The sequence below is a fragment of the Klebsiella oxytoca NBRC 105695 genome, assembly GCF_001598695.1.
Taxonomy (GTDB): Bacteria; Pseudomonadota; Gammaproteobacteria; order Enterobacterales; family Enterobacteriaceae; genus Klebsiella; species Klebsiella oxytoca.
Genome location: NZ_BCZK01000002.1, coordinates 149955 through 167488, shown reverse-complemented (window position 1 = coordinate 167488; position 17534 = coordinate 149955). Strand labels below are relative to the sequence as shown.

General features: G+C 55.0%; 21 protein-coding genes. 4 read left to right on the top strand and 17 right to left on the bottom strand.

The features are described from left to right. The 4 genes from ppnP to aroL all read right to left on the bottom strand — a co-directional run bounded on the left by ppnP (position 1) and on the right by aroL (position 2098). Positions 1-285: a pyrimidine/purine nucleoside phosphorylase gene (gene ppnP / locus KO1_RS04425; protein WP_004099395.1), complete on the bottom strand. Its 285-nt coding sequence runs from the start codon at positions 283-285 to the stop codon at positions 1-3. Positions 286-372: 87 nt separating this feature from the next. Then, complete coding sequence (locus KO1_RS04420) at positions 373-1053, bottom strand: AroM family protein (protein WP_168421984.1); 681 nt, start codon at positions 1051-1053, stop codon at positions 373-375. A gap of 254 nt (positions 1054-1307) precedes the next feature. After that, positions 1308-1499: a protein YaiA gene (gene yaiA, locus KO1_RS04415; RefSeq protein ID WP_004099393.1), complete on the bottom strand. Its 192-nt coding sequence runs from the start codon at positions 1497-1499 to the stop codon at positions 1308-1310. A 71-nt stretch (positions 1500-1570) separates the two neighbouring features. Then, the gene (gene aroL, locus KO1_RS04410) at positions 1571-2098 is read right to left on the bottom strand and encodes a shikimate kinase AroL (protein ID WP_023329350.1); all 528 of its coding nucleotides are present in this window, start codon (positions 2096-2098) and stop codon (positions 1571-1573) included. Between the two features lie 334 nt (positions 2099-2432). Between aroL and KO1_RS04405 the strand changes: the two genes are divergently transcribed. Further along, entirely contained in the window at positions 2433-3131 is a 699-nt protein-coding gene (locus KO1_RS04405; RefSeq protein ID WP_004099391.1) for a DUF2076 domain-containing protein, read from the top strand. On the opposite strand, the gene KO1_RS04400 is transcribed toward KO1_RS04405, so the two are convergent. Beyond that, positions 3128-3586: a YaiI/YqxD family protein gene (locus tag KO1_RS04400; RefSeq protein WP_004099390.1), complete on the bottom strand. Its 459-nt coding sequence runs from the start codon at positions 3584-3586 to the stop codon at positions 3128-3130. The two genes, KO1_RS04405 and KO1_RS04400, sit on opposite strands and share 4 nt — an antisense overlap. Before the next feature lie 115 nt (positions 3587-3701). Here KO1_RS04400 and proC point away from each other — a divergent pair, with 115 nt between their 5' ends. Beyond that, a complete protein-coding gene (gene proC, locus KO1_RS04395; protein WP_004099389.1) occupies positions 3702-4511 on the top strand; it encodes a pyrroline-5-carboxylate reductase in 810 nt (269 codons plus the stop codon). A 46-nt stretch (positions 4512-4557) separates the two neighbouring features. On the opposite strand, the gene psiF is transcribed toward proC, so the two are convergent. The 8 genes from psiF to KO1_RS04355 form a co-directional block, all read right to left on the bottom strand. Further along, entirely contained in the window at positions 4558-4878 is a 321-nt protein-coding gene (psiF, locus tag KO1_RS04390) for a phosphate starvation-inducible protein PsiF (RefSeq protein ID WP_004099387.1), read from the bottom strand. Positions 4879-4968: 90 nt separating this feature from the next. Then, positions 4969-6399: an alkaline phosphatase gene (gene phoA / locus KO1_RS04385; RefSeq protein WP_024273826.1), complete on the bottom strand. Its 1431-nt coding sequence runs from the start codon at positions 6397-6399 to the stop codon at positions 4969-4971. An 88-nt stretch (positions 6400-6487) separates the two neighbouring features. Further along, the gene (iraP, locus tag KO1_RS04380) at positions 6488-6748 is read right to left on the bottom strand and encodes an anti-adapter protein IraP (RefSeq protein WP_004099385.1); all 261 of its coding nucleotides are present in this window, start codon (positions 6746-6748) and stop codon (positions 6488-6490) included. 229 nt (positions 6749-6977) lie between these two features. Further along, a complete protein-coding gene (gene idnR, locus KO1_RS04375) occupies positions 6978-7970 on the bottom strand; it encodes a DNA-binding transcriptional regulator IdnR (protein WP_004099384.1) in 993 nt (330 codons plus the stop codon). Positions 7971-8036: 66 nt separating this feature from the next. Beyond that, a complete protein-coding gene (locus KO1_RS04370) occupies positions 8037-9326 on the bottom strand; it encodes an MFS transporter (RefSeq protein ID WP_004110963.1) in 1290 nt (429 codons plus the stop codon). Between the two features lie 96 nt (positions 9327-9422). Next, positions 9423-10187, bottom strand: coding sequence for a gluconate 5-dehydrogenase (gene idnO, locus KO1_RS04365; protein ID WP_004099382.1), 765 nt, complete (start codon positions 10185-10187; stop codon positions 9423-9425). Between the two features lie 178 nt (positions 10188-10365). Continuing rightward, positions 10366-11565 carry a multidrug efflux MFS transporter gene (locus KO1_RS04360; protein WP_004099381.1) on the bottom strand — a complete coding sequence of 400 codons (1200 nt, stop codon included), beginning with the start codon at positions 11563-11565 and terminating at the stop codon, positions 10366-10368. 169 nt (positions 11566-11734) lie between these two features. Further along, positions 11735-12418 (bottom strand): extensin-like domain-containing protein, encoded by a 684-nt coding sequence (locus KO1_RS04355; RefSeq protein WP_004099380.1) that lies wholly within the window; start codon positions 12416-12418, stop codon positions 11735-11737. 101 nt (positions 12419-12519) lie between these two features. Here KO1_RS04355 and ddlA point away from each other — a divergent pair, with 101 nt between their 5' ends. Then, positions 12520-13617: a D-alanine--D-alanine ligase gene (gene ddlA, locus KO1_RS04350; RefSeq protein ID WP_004110961.1), complete on the top strand. Its 1098-nt coding sequence runs from the start codon at positions 12520-12522 to the stop codon at positions 13615-13617. Positions 13618-13775: 158 nt separating this feature from the next. On the opposite strand, the gene KO1_RS04345 is transcribed toward ddlA, so the two are convergent. After that, positions 13776-13979, bottom strand: a complete 204-nt coding sequence (locus KO1_RS04345) for a DUF2754 family protein (RefSeq protein ID WP_004132489.1) — start codon at positions 13977-13979, stop codon at positions 13776-13778. Positions 13980-14235: 256 nt separating this feature from the next. On the opposite strand from KO1_RS04345, the gene KO1_RS04340 reads away from it, so the two are divergent. Then, positions 14236-14538, top strand: coding sequence for a DUF2755 family protein (locus KO1_RS04340; RefSeq protein WP_004099375.1), 303 nt, complete (start codon positions 14236-14238; stop codon positions 14536-14538). Here the strand turns inward: KO1_RS04340 and KO1_RS04335 are convergent. The 3 genes from KO1_RS04335 to KO1_RS04325 all read right to left on the bottom strand — a co-directional run bounded on the left by KO1_RS04335 (position 14535) and on the right by KO1_RS04325 (position 17510). Next, positions 14535-15641: a DUF1615 domain-containing protein gene (locus KO1_RS04335; RefSeq protein ID WP_004099373.1), complete on the bottom strand. Its 1107-nt coding sequence runs from the start codon at positions 15639-15641 to the stop codon at positions 14535-14537. The two genes, KO1_RS04340 and KO1_RS04335, sit on opposite strands and share 4 nt — an antisense overlap. An 18-nt stretch (positions 15642-15659) precedes the next feature. Continuing rightward, positions 15660-16880, bottom strand: coding sequence for a peptide antibiotic transporter SbmA (gene sbmA, locus KO1_RS04330; protein WP_004099371.1), 1221 nt, complete (start codon positions 16878-16880; stop codon positions 15660-15662). Positions 16881-16997: 117 nt separating this feature from the next. Next, positions 16998-17510: an isochorismatase family protein gene (locus KO1_RS04325; protein WP_162098351.1), complete on the bottom strand. Its 513-nt coding sequence runs from the start codon at positions 17508-17510 to the stop codon at positions 16998-17000. Positions 17511-17534 lie beyond the last annotated feature (24 nt).

The window sequence follows — 17534 nt, the reverse complement described above, 5'->3', positions numbered from 1 at the left end:
TTACAGATAGCGGCACAGATAAGACGTGGGTTCAGCCACCTGCAAATTAAACTCGCTATTCCCCGGAACGTTGAATACTTCCCCGGCAGCATAGACTTTCCACTCGGTTTCACCCGGCAGAAGAACGTTCAGCGCGCCGCTGACTACGGTCATCTCTTCCGGCTGCGCGGTCCCGAAGGTGTATTCCCCTTCCGCCATAACGCCCACGCTCGCACGACCGGTGCTGCTGCTGGTGAAGCCAATGGATTTTACTTTTCCGTCAAAGTATTCATTGCTTTGAAGCATAAACTCGCCCTTATGATCTTGTGTTGAAGGCACAATATAGGGGGCGCTCCTTGCCCCTGTCACGTAAAATTAACGTGTTACAACAGGTTAAACTAATAGTTCTGCCGCCAGCCGTGAAATCAGTATATTTGACAATAAAACCGGAATATCCAGCGCTTTTTGTAATATATCGCGATGCTGCTGGTGGTAACAAAGACAATCCAGCATTAATACGTCAGCGCCTTGTTCAATCAACTCCCTGCCCGCGGCCAGCAGCTGTTCTTTACTACCGTTAACCGGACTGCAGATAGCATAAAAAGGAGTATGCGTTAACACCTGCCATTTATCCCGCTGCAGCGGCAGCATCTCTTCCACCGGAACAATTACTCCCACCTGATGGCCGTCAACAATCGACGCGACCAGCGGCGGGATGATCCTTTGCGGCTCGAGCAGGATTGCATTATTTGCTATAAATCCGCTAAAAGGATGGGTACTCATCAGTAAAATAAGGTCGTAATTTTGTTTATCGAGCATCGCAATGATGCTATGTAAATCACGTTCAACTTTCTGCCGCGAGACTTGCGCGATTTGATTATCATTGAGCAAGGTTAACAGCGCTTCATCGCCGGGTTCCACGCAGTAATCGCGCATAACATCTTCGCGCGCCATTTTGCCTAACAGGCTAATATGATTGATCTGATCTTCCCTGATATGTTCAGTTAAAAGCGGCAACATCTCCGCCACCGGTACCACCCCAATGGTCAAAATTGCCATCGATGCACTACTCATATCATTTACCTTTGTCACAACCGCTGTTTCAAAACAGGCTTCTATTTACGACTTCTGCCCCCTGGTGACCAAAATCAACCGTCGTGAAGCGTAGCAGGTTACGGCTAATATGGAATGTAAAGATTCCAGAAGCGCTTAAAACGCTCCTGAAAATCCGTATCTTAGTTAATCATTAGTACTGTTAATTAATTAAAAATGTGATATATGCCCGGTTACGACTTTTTCAGAGCGAATCCCGGACATTTATTGGGGAATTATGACTTATCAGGATCTTCGTAACGCCGTTTAGCGTCCAGCGCTTCCTGTTCTGTAGGGTGCTCACTGATAAGCGAGTCAGGCGTCGGATGGTCAGCGCGCAGTTCATACCAGGTCACCGTTTGCCCCTCGGGGCCTTTCTCAACGGCGACAACGCGCGCTTCCCTTGGATATGGAGGTCTGGTCGGCATAGCATTTCCTTTTTTTACCTTAAGAGATTTAAAGTATAGGCGCTGCCGATCCGTTTACCCCAGGTAAAGTCTTAACTGGTATAGGTCTCACCGCAGACGGTCGTCATAATCTGTTCAACGACTTCATCCGGCGGGACGGTCGCGTTGATAATATGATGCGCGGCGGCCCGATACAGCGCTTCCCTCTGTGCCAGCACCTCCCCCACTTCATCGCGGATCGGCTTTCCGGTCAGCGTAGGGCGCTGTTCCGCCTTCGGATAGGCTTCAAGACGACCAATCAGGGCAGAAACCGTGGCCTCAAGATAGATCACGACGCCATTTTCCCGCATAAACTGACGATTGTATTCGCTGAGAATAATGCCGCCGCCGGTAGCGATGATCGTTTCGGGTTGAGCGACGCGTTCCAGCGCCTGCGTTTCCAGAGCGCGAAAGCGTTCCCAGCCTTCCTGCTGAACGATAGTCGCCACGCTGCGTTGTTCATGCTCCTGAAGCTCATGATCCGTATCGGCGAACTGGAAACCGCGAGCTTCCGCCAGCGCATGACCGATCGTCGTTTTACCGCAGCCGCGAGGCCCGACAAGAAAAATTAGCTGTGTCATTACCGAAGACCCCTTGGTTCCGCGTTTTGCGGATAAATGAAAGCGAAAAGAGAAACAATGGTACCGCAAACTTACCCGACGATAACCGTAAAATAAACGTTACACACCATCTGCAAACCCTTTCACCTTAGTAATAGAAAGGACTTTAAATGTAAACTTATCATTGCACGTGGTGTTATGCCAGCTTTACTTTTGTACAAAAGTTATTTTTTGTTCGCAGTCTGGCGTAAACAGTAACACATTTCTGCACAGCTTTACGCAGCCACATATTTACAACATCCGTGCTTCGGAGCGAATCTGAGGCTAATCAATCAGTATGACAGAGGTATGTAGTATGCAATCTGAAGAGCAACGCCTTATCGATGGACTGTTTTCCCGGTTAAAAGAGGCCGAGAGCCGCAGCGCATCGCGCGATTCCAGCGCCGAGGAGCGGATTGCCGGGCACATTAAAGAACAACCGTTCGCCCCTTACTATATGGCGCAAACGATTCTGATTCAGGAAGCGGCAATCAAGCAGCTCAACGAGCGGATTCAGGCGCTGGAAAGTCAGGTCAGCCAGCTGCAGGCCGCGAAGCCGAGCAGCGGTGGCTTTCTCTCTGGTCTGTTTGGTGGCGGTCAGTCTCGCGGTTCCGATCCCATTCCTGGGGCCGAGCAGTATGGTCGCCCTCAGGCCAGCGTCCAGCCTCAGTATGCTCCGCAGACGCAACAGCAGAGCTATGCGCCTCAGGGCGCCCGCAGCGGCGGCGGTTTTATGGCCGGTGCGCTGCAAACGGCGGCGGGCGTTGCGGGCGGGGTGGTGCTGGGAAACATGCTCACCAATATGTTTAGCGGCTCGCATCCGCAGGAGATCGTTAATATCATCGAAGAGAAACCGCAGCCGGATCTCAGCCAGGCGCAGGACAATAGCGTCGCTGACGATACCTTCCGCCAGGATGACAGTCAGTTCCTTGCCGACAACAACGACTATGATGCCGACTTCGACGCCGGTTTTGGCAACGATGATTTCGGCAGCGACGACGACAGCTGGGTTTAACCCTGCTGGCGCTTGACGTCCAGCAGCCATTTCTCCAGCGCGGCGGCAAACTGCTGTCGATCGCGCTGGGATAAGCTATCCGGGCCGCCGGTCTGCACGCCGCTGGCCCGCATCGTTTCCATAAAATCGCGCATCGTGAGGCGTTCGCGTATCGTCGCCTCACTGTAGCGTTCGCCGCGCGGGTTCAGCGCCGCCCCACCCTTCGCCAGCACTTCCGCCGCCAGCGGGATATCGGCGGTAATCACCAGATCCCCCGGTTCACATAAACGTACGATTTCGTTATCCGCCACGTCAAAACCCTGCGCCACGCGCAGCGTGCGGATAAAGCGCGACGGCGGGACGCGCAGCGGCTGGTTAGCGACCAGCGTCAGCGAGATTTGCGTACGCTCGGCGGCGCGGAACAAAATATCTTTAATGACGTTCGGACACGCGTCCGCATCAACCCAAATAGCCATTGCGGCTCCTGTCGATGAAAAAGAGATAACGTATTGTCGCCTGCTTTGGCCTTCCGCGAAAGCAACAAGATGATAAGCTATGTCGCTAACGATAAAACAAACAAGGGGATTGGTGATGGAGAAGAAAATCGGCTTTATCGGCTGCGGCAACATGGGCAAGGCCATTCTCGGCGGCCTGATCGCCAGCGGACAGGTTCAGCCGGGACAAATCTGGGTCTACACCCCGTCGCCGGATAAAGTGGCGGCCCTGCACGACCAGTACGGCATAAATGCGGCGCAAAGCGCGCAGGAAGTGGCTCAGGTAGCGGATATTATCTTTGGCGCCGTTAAGCCGGGCGTGATGGTGAAAGTTCTCAGCGACGTTGCCTCCAGCCTGAATAAAGACTCTCTGGTGGTTTCCATTGCCGCTGGCGTCACCCTCGACCAGCTGGCGCGCGCTCTGGGCCACGATCGTAAAATAGTCCGCGCGATGCCCAATACGCCTTCGCTGGTTAATGCGGGCATGACGTCGGTTACGCCAAACGCGCTGGTTAGCGCCGAAGAGACCGCGGATATCCTGACCATCTTCCGTTGCTTTGGCCAGGCGGAAATTATTGCTGAGCCGATGATCCACCCGGTGGTAGGCGTCAGCGGCTCCGCGCCGGCTTACGTCTTTATGTTTATCGAAGCAATGGCTGATGCCGCCGTACTCGGCGGAATGCCGCGCGCTCAGGCATATAAATTCGCAGCCCAGGCGGTGATGGGCTCGGCCAAAATGGTGCTCGAAAGCGGGGAACATCCGGGCGCGCTGAAGGATATGGTGTGCTCGCCGGGCGGCACGACGATCGAGGCCGTGCGCGTGCTGGAAGAGAAGGGTTTCCGTTCCGCCGTTATCGAAGCCATGGCGAAATGCATGGAAAAATCAGAGCAGCTGAGCCGTTCCTGATATCCACATCGGACAGCGGGTGGGGTATCCCTCACCCGCTCATTTTCTACACCTGTTTTTTCAGGCACGCGCTCATAAATTTGCTGCGATCGTCACCTTTCAGCGACTGCTGGGTCGCCTGACCGTTGCACTCGCGCATTTTTAGCTGCTGAGGCGTTAACCCCTTACCGTCCTGGGCCGCGCCCTCTTTCTTCAGGCAGCTGCTCATAAACGTTTTACGCTCATCCCCTTTTAGCGACTTCGCTGATGCTTCTTTATTGCAGACGCTCATCTTTTGCTGCTGGGGGGTCAACTCTTTTTCCGCGGCACTCACCGCTGTCATAAATACCAGGCCAAAAAGTAGGGTCACAAGTAATGTTATTTTCATCGCACCATCCTCTATGAGTGGAACACTGTAAGTCTGGTCGCTGATGGAGAAAAAACCAGCCGGTAACGAAAATTCATCACCGGCGTCCGGTTATTTCAGATTAAGTGCGGCTTTCATGGTGTAAAACAGGTCGGTCTGATCGGTTAAGCCCACCACGTTAGCCGCATGCGGGCCATAGGCGGCGATACGCAGCTGAGTACCGGTATGCTCCATCGACTCTTCTTCAGAGTTGCCGTAGCTCATCACCATCACCGAGCCATCTTTGGTGTTCAGCGCCTGCGTCAGGCCCGGCGCTTTGGTATCGGCGGGGATAATCTGGCTGGCGTGAGCGTGGTCGGCGGTGACGATAACCAGGGTGTTGCCCTCTTTTTTGGCAAATTCCAGCGCCTTCTGTACCGCTTCATCCAGATCGACGGTCTCGCCAATCTGGCCGCACGGATTCGCCGCATGATCCTGTTTATCGATGGAAGCGCCTTCCACCTGCAGGAAGAAGCCTTTCTCATTGCTGCTCAGCAGATCGATGGCTTTTTCAGTCATCTGCGCCAGCGTCGGCACCGATGCATCGCGTTTTGGGTTCGGAGTACAGGTTACTGCCGCCTTATCGATATTACCGTGGTAAGACGCCTTTGGGCCTTCCCAACGCACCGGCATATTGCCTTCCGCGAAGAGACCGAGCAGCGGTTTATCCTGATTTGCCTGGCTAATGGCGGCCAATGAGCTGGCATCGGTAACGATCTGGTAGCCGCGGGCCACCGCCTGCTCGTGCAGCGTTTTGCCCTGCCATTCGCCGGCCGTCGCGCTTTCAGCGAAGGTTTTCGCTCCGCCGCCCAGCGTCACGTCGGGACGCGCGTTCAGCAGCTGTTCGGTAATGGAACCTTTCCCGCCCTTTTCCAGCGCATTGCTGGCGCATTTTTCGCTGGTCACGCTCGGGCCGTAGCATTTACGCGAAGTGACGTGCGCCACCAGCGCAGCCGGCGTCGCGTCCTGCAGTTCCGCCGTTGAGACGTTACCGGTGGCTAAACCCGCCGCTTTCGCCAGCTCAAGGATAGTCTGATGATCTTTTTCATGGATATCGACGCCCAGCGCGCCGTTATAGCTTTTTACGCCGGTGGTCCATGCGGTAGCGGAAGCGGCGGAGTCGGTCACATAATTCGGCTTGCCGGTTTTCTTATCCAGCGAATAGTGGGTGTACTGGCCAGTCAGCGGCAGCGCGTCAATCCCTTTAAAAAATCCGCCCGCCCCTTCTGCATAATTTCGCGCGGCGGTAATTTCAGAATCCCCCATCCCGTCGCCAATCAGCAAAATAATATTTTTAGCCGGTTTATTGATTAACGAAGCGCGCAGCGCCTCGGTCCGATCGCCGCTTAAACGACGCGCGCCGCCCGGCGTGGTGATATCGCCCTGGGCGGCGCGATTTTCCAGAACCGGTGCGGTTGTTGTTTCTGCGTGAATAATCGGGGAGCCCAGCAGAGGTAGCAGGGCAATAAACAGGGCGCTTAATTTCACTTTTATCGTCTCCATGTAAAAAATACTTTAAAAAACAAAACGAGGGAGACTGTATAAAAGCGATGTGACAGTAAAATGACAGCATCCATACCTTGTCACGAAACTAACTACGAGGATGCCGTAACAGCTTTTTTATATATTGCTGCAGTAGCTGGGTATCGCGGTCATCGACCAGCGGGCCGGGGCTGGCCTCGTCGATCGCCTGCTCGATATCGCTGATGAGCGCCTGCTGGGCGTCCTGCGCCATATGGCGCAGCAGAGCAGTGACCACCACTTCCAGCGCCTCGACCTGGGCCGTCAGTTCCTTCGATTCTTCTTCCTTTTGGGCGAGTTTTACCAGTAGCTCAGCAATGAGATTCTTCACAGCGCTTTATCCTTATGCGAGGTCCGTAGTCTGCTATTTATGTCATACATTAGCCGTCGGTTGCCACAATTATTTTTTTAAAATGAATCGGCTCATCCATGAATAACAAGCGAAACGTTTTGCTCTTTACACCCCGCCATCCAGGAAATGACTCAATGACGGATTAATAAGCGACATAACCAAATTTAACAAATAAGAATAAAATGGAATATCGCTATTCTATCGATAACTATAACGTATCGCCATAATATATCTGGTAGGCAAGATTAACGCTGTCCGGCGCGTCTTTTCCGGCCAGACGTGCAATAAGTATTTCGCTCGCAGTTTTACCGATTTCATAACGTGGGGTAATGACGCTGGCGATTTTTTGCAGCCGGGCGCGGCCAATTTCCAGCCCGTGAAAACCGGCAATCGCCATCTCCTGCGGGACGGTTTTTCCCTGAGCCTGGCACTCCAGCAGCACGCCTACCGCCAGATCGTCGTTGGTACAAAAGATTGCATCGATATCCGGCCGCACCTGCTGCATTTGCAGAAACATCTGCCGGCCAAGCGCAACCGAGGAGATGGTGCGCGGCGCCATATGATAGGGCTTCAAACCGTGGGCCGCCAGCGCCAGTTCGGTTCCGTGAAAGCGGCTTAAATCGCGGGGATCGTCCATTGAACCAAAAAAGGCGATCGCCCGTTTACCGCTCTCAAGAAAGGCGTTCGTCATGTCCCACGCCGCCTTTTCGTTATCGAAACCTACCTGGATATCCAGTTGCTGACCGCCAAAATCCATCAGTTCAGCAACAGGAATACCGCTGGCGCGGACGTATTGCACCATGCGATCGCTATGCTGTTTTCCGGTCAAAATCAGCCCGTCAATGTTATAAGAGAGCAGGTTAAGCACCTCGCGCTCTTCACGCTGCGGATCGTATTCGTAGTTGGCAATCAGGGTCTGGTACTGGTGAGCGGAAGTGACGGATTCGATTCCGGCCAGCACATCGGCAAAAATCTGATTGCGAAAAGAGGGAATGAGCACGCCAATCGTTTTGCTGCGGGCATTAAGCAGGATTTCCGGCGCCCGATTAGGAATATAGTTGTTCTCTTCCATGACCTTCGAAATCAGCTCACGGCTGCGCTGGGAAACCTGACCGGGGTCGCGTAAATAACGACTGACCGTCATTTTATTCAACCCCGCCAGGTTGGCGATATCCTGCAATGTCATCCGGTTGTTTTTCATCAGGTTCTCTACGACAAACGACTTATGTCCTTGCAGAGAACCTTACCACAGCAGCGGCGGTTTATGTTAACCGGCGACCTTTTTTGCCGTCACCGAGGAGGTGGCGGGTTGTGGGTTAGCGCGCACGTTGTACATCAGCACGACGGAGGACAACAGCGCGATAGCCATAAAGGTATAGGATACCCCCGGTCCGCCGGTAATACCGTTCAGATACCCCACCAGCCACGCGCCAAGGAAAGCGCCGAGCGCGCCGAAGCTGTTGATCAGGCCCATCGATACCCCGGAGACGTTACGCGGCAACAGTTCAGGAATGAGCGCGAAGAACGGGCCATAGGGCGCGTACATGCACGCCGCGGCAATCACCAGCAGCAGGTAAGAGAGCCAGAACGCCTGGTTGCCCACCATCCACGAACCAAAGAAAGCGATAGCGGCAATCAGTAATAATGGCCAAATAAACAGCTTTCGATTCTGAAACTTATCCGACAGCCAGGAGACCGTCAGCATCAGGATGATTGCCGCCAGGTACGGCACCGCCGCCAGCCAGCCCACCGCCACGATATCCATCTGCGCGGCGTTTTTCAGAATTGACGGCATCCACATCATGAAGCCGTACACACCGATGCTCCACAGCGCATGGACCGCGCAGAGCATAATGACATTGCGCGAGCGCAGCGCTTCACCGTAGTTGCGCACTGGCTTGATATGACTCTGCTCGCTGTCCATCACCTTCTGCAGGGTCTCTTTTTCCTGCTCATTCAGCCAGGAAACCTCGGACGGTTTATCGCGCACCAGAATCCACCAGCATACCGCCCACAGCACCGCCGGAATGCCTTCGATAATAAACATCTCGCGCCAGCCCCACGCCTGAATGAGGTAGCCCGAAACGATCGACATCCACAGCACCGTCACCGGATTTCCGAGGATCAGGAAAGTATTGGCGCGTGAACGTTCGGTTTTGGTAAACCAGTTACTGATATAAATCAGCATTGCCGGCATCACCGCCGCCTCGACCACGCCCAGCGTAAAGCGAATCGCCATCAGCATCGGAATATTGCTGACGAACCCGGTCGCCGCCGCGCAAAATCCCCATAAAATAAGACTGAAGAAAATCATTTTTCGCACGCTGCGTTTTACCGCATATATCGCACCGGGCACCTGGAAAAAGAAATAGCCGAGAAAAAATAGTGCGCCAATAAGCGATGCCGTTCCTTTCGTAATCCCTAAATCACTTTCAATTCCCGCCGCAGCGGCAAAACCATAATTTGCGCGGTCAAGGTAGGCCAGACTATAGGTAATAAATATAATCGGCATTAAATACCACCAGCGACGCACGGGTAATTTCGCGAGCATTTGCATAAGCCATCCTCAGGTGTTGAATACCATCACACGGGTTTAATAATCCGTCCTTCAGGCAGTGCGTGCGCGCATGCGGTTCGAAGGACGTGAAGTGATTCAGACGGCGGCAAGCATCCCGCCATCCACGAATAACAAATGACCGTTAACAAAGTTTGCCGCTGAAGAAGCCAGATACACCGCGGCGCCAATCAGTTCTTCCGGTTTGCCCCAGCGTGCCGCCGGGGTGCGCTGATACAGCCAGGCGGAAAACGCCTCATCGTTGACCAGGGCGGTGGTCATCTCGGTGGCAAAATATCCCGGTGCGATACCGTTAACCTGAATATTGTATTCCGCCAGCTCAACGCACATGCCGCGGGTCAGCATTTTAACCGCCCCTTTCGAGGCCGCATAAGGCGTAATGGTTTTACGCCCCAGCTCGCTCTGCATTGAGCAAATATTAATTATCTTCCCGGCGCGGCGGCCGATCATATATTTCGCCACCTGCTGCGAAACCAGGAAAACGCCCTTCTGGTTGACCTCAATAACGTTATCCCACTCCTCCTCCGGAAACTCGGTAAAAGGGAAACGTCGTTGAATCCCGGCGTTGTTAATTAAAATATCAATGGCGCCGACCTCCGCTTCGATGCGGGCTATCGCCTGCTCGACCTGCGTCGCCTGAGTGACATCAAATGCGTACCCTACCGCGCGGAAGCCCTGCGCCACCAGCGCCTGCGCCGCCTGGTCCGCGCGGGCCTGAGTCCGATCGTTGATGATGATTTCTGCCCCATACTCCGCAAGGCCGCCGGCCAGCAAATTGCCTATCCCCTGAGCAGACCCGGTGATCAGCGCGCGCTTCCCTGTCAAATCGAATAAATTTCGCATAAAACCTCTTTTTCAGATAACTGTTACGCGTAACTGTATACGCGTAACAGTTAATAATAGAAGAGGATGAGAGGGGAAAATGATCGTTTTGTGATCGGTGATACATTTGAAGCTGAAGGCGGTCGGCGACCGGCATTGACGCTGTGATGTTAATACCGGCGAAGGAGAAGAGAAGGGATTAAGCCGTTGTACGACGGCTGCGACGCAGCATGATGGCCAGCTGCCAGATATTGATCAGGACAATAACCGCCGTCGCGATAAACACCCAGCGGAAGCCGGCCATGGCCGAGACCGATGCGCCGATTAACGGACCGGCCACGTTGCCAAGATACATAAACGACTGGTTATAACCAAAAATCCGCCCGGTCACGCTGTCGCTGCAGTATTTCAGCAGAAGCGTTTGCACCGCCGGCAGCATTGCCCCATCGGCAAAACCGAGCAGAAAACGCAGCACGCCAAGCTGGAATGGGGTTGTGACGAACGACATGGCAAAGAACATCACCACCGCGCAGCATAGCGTCGCCAGCAGGATCCGCGAGGTGCCGATCCTGTCGCCCAGTTTCCCCAGACGGGGAGCCGAAATCAGCGCCGACACGCCCGGTACGGCGGCGATCATGCCGGCAAGAAAGGCGATGTTATTGCTATCCGGCGCCATCGACTTAATAAAGAGCGCCAGAATCGGGCCAATTGAACCATTGCACAGTTGGATCACCAGGGTGGTGAAAAACAGGCTGATTACCAGACCCGGATAAGGCAGCGAGGCAAACACCGCCTTACCGCTCAGCCGCTCCGCTTTACTCATCTGCGGGCGGACGCCCTCTTTGATCAGAAACAGCGTCACCAGGAAACTCACGGTCAGTAAAACAGCAGTGATGATAAAGACCGCGCGCAAACCGACATGGTCAGCCAGGAAACCGCCGAGCAGCGGCCCACCGATCACGCCGCTGATTTGCGCCGTTGAAAGCGTACTCAGCGCCCAGCCGCTACGCTCGCGCGGAACCTGAGACGCCACCAGCGCCATGGCGTTAGGAATATAGCCGGAGGTCAGCCCCATCACCGCACGCAGGATAAACAGTTGCCAGACGTTGGTGGCAAAGGCCTGGAGTAAAATGGCGATGGCCATCCCCAGCGAGGCGCGCAGCAGCATTAGCTTGCGCCCTTTGCGGTCGGCCAGGCTGCCCCACATCGGCGAGACGATCGCTGACACCAGAAAGGTGACGCTGAAGGTCAGCCCAGACCACATGGATAACGCTTCGTGCGAGGTTACGCCGAGTTGAGAAACGTACAGCGGCAAAAAGGGGAGAATTTGGCTGATAGCCAGTCCGGTAAAAAAACAGCCAAACCAGACGGAGATAAGATTAACCTTCCAGGATTCCATAACTACGCGTATTCATTAATTTTTTGGCAATTATTACCTAGCTTAGCAATTTCCCCGATCCGCCGTACTACCAGAGATGCGCCAGAGGTGAGTTTAGTGTTTTATGACACCATATAGCCCTGTTGTGAATGATTTCGTGGTGAAAATCGTGGTGTACAGTGAGTTATGCTTAGAAACAGAAACCCTGGCCGCGCATCCCGAAGTGAAAATGGTTGGCATGGGCCGCGTTATAGTCCGGCCCTAAAGCGTTGCCGTAATAGCGGCAACCGCCGGCCAGTAACGCCTGCAGCCAGGGGTGATACTGCGCATCGGGCCACCCTTTCAGCACGCTGACTCGTCGGCCATCGGACAGACGAAAGCCGCTGACATCCAGCGCCTCCGCGGTAGCGTGCTCACTGCGCCGCGCGTTCTGGCGATGGTAAATATTACGGCAGGCATAGCTGCCAAAATGGTCAATCTGGCGGAGCTCTTGCCCCAGCATCCGGCGAGTCAACGGTTTCGCCTGCTGTTGCAGATATAGCGCGCTGCTCAACGCCAGCGGACAACTGGCAAGAAAGCTGCTGCTGAGCTTCACCGTGCCAAAATCACGCACCCGAACCACATTCTGCAGAGGACACGCTCCTCCGCTATCGGCCACCGGCTGGCTGGAAATGAGCTTCCGCCGGTTGGCCTCCTCAAGCAGGCCAGCGCACTCGGCGGGCGTTAATCGCCGCAGTTTATAGTGGCTGAGGAGTCCCGGGGGGTCTTCCAGGCGCAGCGGCGCGAATGGATTGTACTGTGCGGGAAGATAACGATAGCCGTAATATCCGGCCGCCAGCAGCGCCAACAGAACGATAAGACCTTTTCCTTTCACGCGCCGCCTCCCAATGCTTTACCCGGTGAATATTATGGCAGCCAGGGGGCTCTTTCACATGCTATGTTATGCCCTTTGATGTAATCATGATGGAAGTTGAAATGGCTAAGATGAGGGTTGGGATCGTTTTCGGCGGTAAGTCGGCAGAACATGAAGTGTCGCTTCAGTCAGCGAAAAATATCGTGGAAGCGATCGATAAAACGCGCTTCGACGTAGTTTTGCTGGGGATTGATAAGCAGGGGCAATGGCATATTAACGACGCCAGTAACTATCTGCTCAATCCGCAGGATCCTGCCCATATTGCCCTGCGCCCGTCCGATATTACGCTGGCGCAGATTCCCGGACGCGAGGCGCAGCAGCTGATTAACGCCGATAGCGGCCAGCCGCTGGCGGCCATCGACGTCATCTTCCCGATCGTTCACGGCACTCTTGGCGAAGATGGTTCTCTGCAGGGCATGCTGCGGATGGCCAACCTGCCCTTCGTCGGCTCCGACGTCCTCGGCTCCGCCGCCTGCATGGACAAAGACGTCACCAAACGTCTGCTGCGCGATGCCGGGCTGTCGATTGCCCCTTTTATTACCCTGACCCGCGCTAACAGGAATCAGGTAAGCTTTGCCGAGGTGCAGGCGAAGCTGGGCCTGCCGCTGTTTGTTAAACCGGCGAACCAGGGCTCCTCGGTGGGCGTCAGCAAGGTCAACAGCGAAGAACAGTATCAGCAGGCCGTCGCCCTGGCCTTCGAATTTGACCATAAAGTGGTGGTTGAACAGGGGATTAAAGGGCGTGAGATCGAGTGCGCGGTATTGGGCAACGATAATCCCGAGGCCAGCACCTGCGGTGAAATCGTCCTCAACAGCGAATTCTACGCCTATGACACCAAGTACATTGACGATCAGGGCGCGAAAGTGGTGGTTCCGGCGGCCATCGACAGCGATGTAAACGATAAAATTCGCGAGATCGCCGTTCGTGCCTATCAGACCCTCGGCTGCAGCGGCATGGCGCGCGTCGATGTGTTCCTGACCGCCGATAACGACGTGGTGATTAACGAAATCAATACGCTGCCGGGTTTCACCAACATCAGCATGTATCCGAAGCTATGGCAGGCCAGCGGCCTGGATTACACCAGCCTGATTAGCCGCCTGATTGAACTGGCGCTGGAGCGTCACGCCGCCGATCGGGCGCTGAAAACATCGATGAATTAATCAAGGTATCGCCCGGTGGCGGCTGGTGCCTTACCGGGCCGGTAGCCCGGACAGATGCGCAGCATCGCCTCCGGGAAACCACATCCAACACGGCTTCAGGTTATCTCCCCGGGGGCGGCGCAAGCGCCTGCCCGGGCTACGGGTTCACCGCCTCCGCCTTACGCTTCCTCTGCCGGGCGGCGGCGAATAATAAAACCGGCGATCCAGAAGCTAATCACCCACGTCACCAGCCCAACCGCGTAAGAACGCCAGCCTTCGGTTTCATACCCCAACAGCCCGACTACGCCATTCATAATAAAAATTAACCCCAGGGCAACCGCATAGTAGTGCCAGTCGCGGCGGATTTTTTCAGTGAGTTTCATAACCACTCCGACAACAAAAAAAGCATCTTCGCATAGCCATCACCGCCGGTCTGCAGCCGCGTGGAGAATTGTCGCACATTGCGATAGCGGTCTAAATTTCACAAATTTGTAGCAAACTCACAAGCCGATGAAATCAGGAATATTCCTGGGCGGAAATTACCAGCAATCTGATACTGGAATCCCCCCGGGGTTGCCAGAATGACTCGTATGTAGCCGAAGTAAAAAATCGGCAAGAAAGCGAAGTCCGGAGGTCAATATGGCTGAGTTCACCTTTGCAAAGACCGTCAACGGCGGCAAAAAGAGGAGCGCTATTACCAGCAGCAACATCGCCTATGCTCTGTTTGTGCTGTTTTGCTTCTGGGCCGGCGCGCAAATGCTGAGCATGCTAATCCACGCGCCGGGCGTTCTTGAGCACTTGATTCAGATGCAGGACAGTAGCCGCCCCCGGGTCGAAATTGGCCTGCTGGTCGGCACCCTGTTTGGCCTGATTCCCTTCGTGGCGGCCAGCCTGTTAATTGGCATATCAGGGCTGATTTTTCGCTGGCGCAGCCGCCGTTAGCGGCGCGCCATACAGCTGGCCCGTCGGTCGTCAACGCGTTTGGCAAACCAGGCGGTGGTCAGATTACGGGTGATTTTGGGGCTCTCAAGCTGTATACCCGGCAGGACTTCCCGCGGAAGCGTTTTACCGGCTTTCTTATCGGCGATGCGAAATACCTGTTTATAAAGATCGCTCTCTTCAAACGCCAGCGTGTCGCCTTTCTTTAACTGACGATGGATCTCGTCGTCGCTCATCGCCAGCTGGGAGGATAAGCGGCGCACCGCCAGTTCGGTGGTTCCCGCCTCGTCGCTGTCGTAGCGAATTAAGTCGCCATCCAGCGCCAGCTTCACGCCCGTTGCTTTAGAGACGGCATTCTGGAAGGCGGCATTGCGGCTGGCGTACCATCCGGCGTTAAAATCAGCAAAACGGTACAGCGGTACGCTGTAGTTCGCCGGATAGTTCAGCAGATGATAGGTGCCAAACCACAGACCGCCGCGCAGGCTGAACACCTCCTGGCGCACGGTACCGTCGATTTTCCACGGATAGCCGTCGGTGTGCTGCTCGGCGAAAGCAATGCTGACCTGCATCGGGCCGCCGGTATGTACCGGGTTCAACGAGCCGAACAGCTTCTGTCCCATCGGCACCATGCCGATAAAATCATCGAAAATCGCGCTCAGCTGCTTTTCGGTTTTCACGCTATCCAGACGTTCGCTATAGCTTTTGCCGTTGGGTGATTTGATTTTCAGCGCGGTATGTACCAGAAAAACCGGGATGTGCATTTTTTCCGCCCGGCGGTCTATCTCCTGCCAGGCGATTTTATTCAGCCCCGGCACCGCCGGGTCAGATTGATAGTTGGATTCCTGCTGCGCCACCGCCAGCACCGAACAGACGTTCTCTTCCGTCGGCGCCAGCTTCTGACTGGCAAAGGTTTTGGCGATGGCCTGCGCCCAGGCTTCGCGATCCTTCACGCTGGCGGGCATTTTCTGCCGCACTACCGCGGCGACATCAATCGCCTTTTCGCCCTTTTTCAGCTCCGGCTCCGGTTTGCTGGAGCAGGCGCTGAGGACAATCCCTGCCAGTAGCGTCAGGGTGAGAGAAGTGATTCTGGATTGCGCTACCGGCATGGTTCATCCTTGCGTTGATTAACTTAATGTTTGCGTCACGGTCTGCAGCTCTTTGCCATCCAGCTCGCGCTCGAAGCTGCGCAGACGTTTGTAGATAGACATCAGCTCAACCAGTGTAGTCCATGAGCTGATCAGGTACTGGAACGAACCGCGAACCTGGCCAAAGACGTTGGTTATCTGAGTCATCAGGCCCAGCGTAATCGTACCGGCAACAATCGACGGAAACAGCAGGAACAAACCGAAAACGTTATCCACCTGCAGATAAAGAATACGGGCGATATTGAAATACATATAGTGGAAATAGAGGCGGAAATAGTTGCGGCGCACGGCGCCAAAGAGTTCACGCACCGTCGGCGGCGTCGCGCGGTTAGCGTCATCTTCGCCGTAAACCAGCTCTTTACGATAGGCGGCCTCAACGCGCTGGTTTTTGAACTCCAGGCCGGGCAGCTTGATCCCAACGACCGCCAGCAGGCCGGTACCCATTAACGACCAGACGATGGCGGCAATCACCAGGCCGTAAGGCAGATGACCGACAATCGGTAAATCCGGGACGTGCGCGGAGAGCGTTACCAGCACCGGCAGGAAGGCGATAAGGGTCATCACCGCGTTAAGGAAGCTGACGCCCATGCTCTCCAGCGTGGAAGCAAAGCGCATGGTATCTTCCTGCACGCGCTGCGCGGCGCCTTCGATATGGCGCAAATGCTGCCAGTGCGCCATATAGTGTTCGTTCATCGCGGTACGCCAGCGGAAGACGTAGTGGCTGACGAAGAAGTTGTTCATCACGCCGATCACCACTGCGATTAGCGCAATGCCGAGGAAGATGCCAATTTCATGATAGAACTGGTTAATGCTGACCTTATGCGGCGTTGCCAGCGCGGCCTGGATAAGATCGTAGAACGGAGCATACCAGGCGTTAATGGCCACCCCAACCTCGACCAGAAACCAGGTAACGAAAATAATCAGCGAGGTACCGAGGATCGACCAGTACTGCCAGCGGTGCGGGCTGTAAATAAACCAGAAAAGGGCGAAAACGCCCACGCAGAATATGTAGAAGGCGTAGAACACCAGGTAGTTGAGGGACCAGAAGCGCGCCGCGCTAATCGCCACATCCTGCGATGCGCCGGTGACCCGCAGCAGCCAGTCGCCGCCGCCCGCCTGCCAAAAGATCACCGCCAGCAGCGACCAGATAAAGGCAGAAATAAAAAACGGCCCCGGTTTGGGGAAAAAGGATTTAAACATCTTGCTCTCCTGCTAACTTCTTTTTCGTTTTGCTGTGCTGTGTACCACAAAAGCGCCCGCCGCAAAGCCGTCGCAGCGAAGCAAAGTGGGCGGATGATGAGACCGGATATCAGCAGCTTAGTTCGCCTGCCATCCGCTAAGAATTGTTTCTGTCGGTTTCACCTGTAAAGGATTGCCGGGAACGGTCAGTGAACGCCACACATCGTTGTAGTGGGCGATCAGCGTGACGGCCGGCGCCGCTGGACGGTTGGCGGTAGTGTGGGCATCTTCCGCGACAGTAATCGCGTAGCCCCGGCTGGCGCCGTTTTTGATGGTGGTATCCACGCAGTAGTCGGTGGCGCAGCCGCAAATCACAAACTGCGTGATGTGATGTTCGCGCAGCACCTCTTCCAGACGGGTACGGTAAAAGGCGTCGCAGGCGGTCTTAGTCACATACAGGGAGCCTGCGGGTTGGATCAGCTCGGGGAGCAAAGCAAAACCTTCGCTCCCCTCTTCGAGGCCGCCCGCTTCGCAGTGCTGAATGAAAATTACGGTGTCCGCAGCGTTAATCAGGCGGTTAATTTGCGCCGCGCAGCGCTCGCGCTCAACTCGCGGCGTCGCGAAAACGCCGTTTTGCATATCCACTACCATCACTACCCGTTTCGCCGCCATCTT

What these genes read in the sequence shown, in the direction of transcription:
- KO1_RS04345 (WP_004132489.1), bottom strand. Translation starts at nt 13,979, where the DNA reads ATGAAACTCACTGAAAAAATCCGCCGCGACTGGCACTACTATGCGGTT.
- KO1_RS04335 (WP_004099373.1), bottom strand. Translation starts at nt 15,641, where the DNA reads ATGCCGGTAGCGCAATCCAGAATCACTTCTCTCACCCTGACGCTACTG.
- psiF (WP_004099387.1), bottom strand. Translation starts at nt 4,878, where the DNA reads ATGAAAATAACATTACTTGTGACCCTACTTTTTGGCCTGGTATTTATG.
- proC (WP_004099389.1), top strand. Translation starts at nt 3,702, where the DNA reads ATGGAGAAGAAAATCGGCTTTATCGGCTGCGGCAACATGGGCAAGGCC.
- yaiA (WP_004099393.1), bottom strand. Translation starts at nt 1,499, where the DNA reads ATGCCGACCAGACCTCCATATCCAAGGGAAGCGCGCGTTGTCGCCGTT.
- idnO (WP_004099382.1), bottom strand. Translation starts at nt 10,187, where the DNA reads ATGCGAAATTTATTCGATTTGACAGGGAAGCGCGCGCTGATCACCGGG.
- KO1_RS04370 (WP_004110963.1), bottom strand. Translation starts at nt 9,326, where the DNA reads ATGCAAATGCTCGCGAAATTACCCGTGCGTCGCTGGTGGTATTTAATG.
- aroL (WP_023329350.1), bottom strand. Translation starts at nt 2,098, where the DNA reads ATGACACAGCTAATTTTTCTTGTCGGGCCTCGCGGCTGCGGTAAAACG.
- KO1_RS04340 (WP_004099375.1), top strand. Translation starts at nt 14,236, where the DNA reads ATGGCTGAGTTCACCTTTGCAAAGACCGTCAACGGCGGCAAAAAGAGG.
- KO1_RS04405 (WP_004099391.1), top strand. Translation starts at nt 2,433, where the DNA reads ATGCAATCTGAAGAGCAACGCCTTATCGATGGACTGTTTTCCCGGTTA.
- idnR (WP_004099384.1), bottom strand. Translation starts at nt 7,970, where the DNA reads ATGAAAAACAACCGGATGACATTGCAGGATATCGCCAACCTGGCGGGG.
- sbmA (WP_004099371.1), bottom strand. Translation starts at nt 16,880, where the DNA reads ATGTTTAAATCCTTTTTCCCCAAACCGGGGCCGTTTTTTATTTCTGCC.
- ppnP (WP_004099395.1), bottom strand. Translation starts at nt 285, where the DNA reads ATGCTTCAAAGCAATGAATACTTTGACGGAAAAGTAAAATCCATTGGC.
- KO1_RS04420 (WP_168421984.1), bottom strand. Translation starts at nt 1,053, where the DNA reads ATGAGTAGTGCATCGATGGCAATTTTGACCATTGGGGTGGTACCGGTG.
- KO1_RS04400 (WP_004099390.1), bottom strand. Translation starts at nt 3,586, where the DNA reads ATGGCTATTTGGGTTGATGCGGACGCGTGTCCGAACGTCATTAAAGAT.
- ddlA (WP_004110961.1), top strand. Translation starts at nt 12,520, where the DNA reads ATGGCTAAGATGAGGGTTGGGATCGTTTTCGGCGGTAAGTCGGCAGAA.
- phoA (WP_024273826.1), bottom strand. Translation starts at nt 6,399, where the DNA reads ATGGAGACGATAAAAGTGAAATTAAGCGCCCTGTTTATTGCCCTGCTA.
- KO1_RS04325 (WP_162098351.1), bottom strand. Translation starts at nt 17,510, where the DNA reads ATGGTAGTGGATATGCAAAACGGCGTTTTCGCGACGCCGCGAGTTGAG.
- KO1_RS04360 (WP_004099381.1), bottom strand. Translation starts at nt 11,565, where the DNA reads ATGGAATCCTGGAAGGTTAATCTTATCTCCGTCTGGTTTGGCTGTTTT.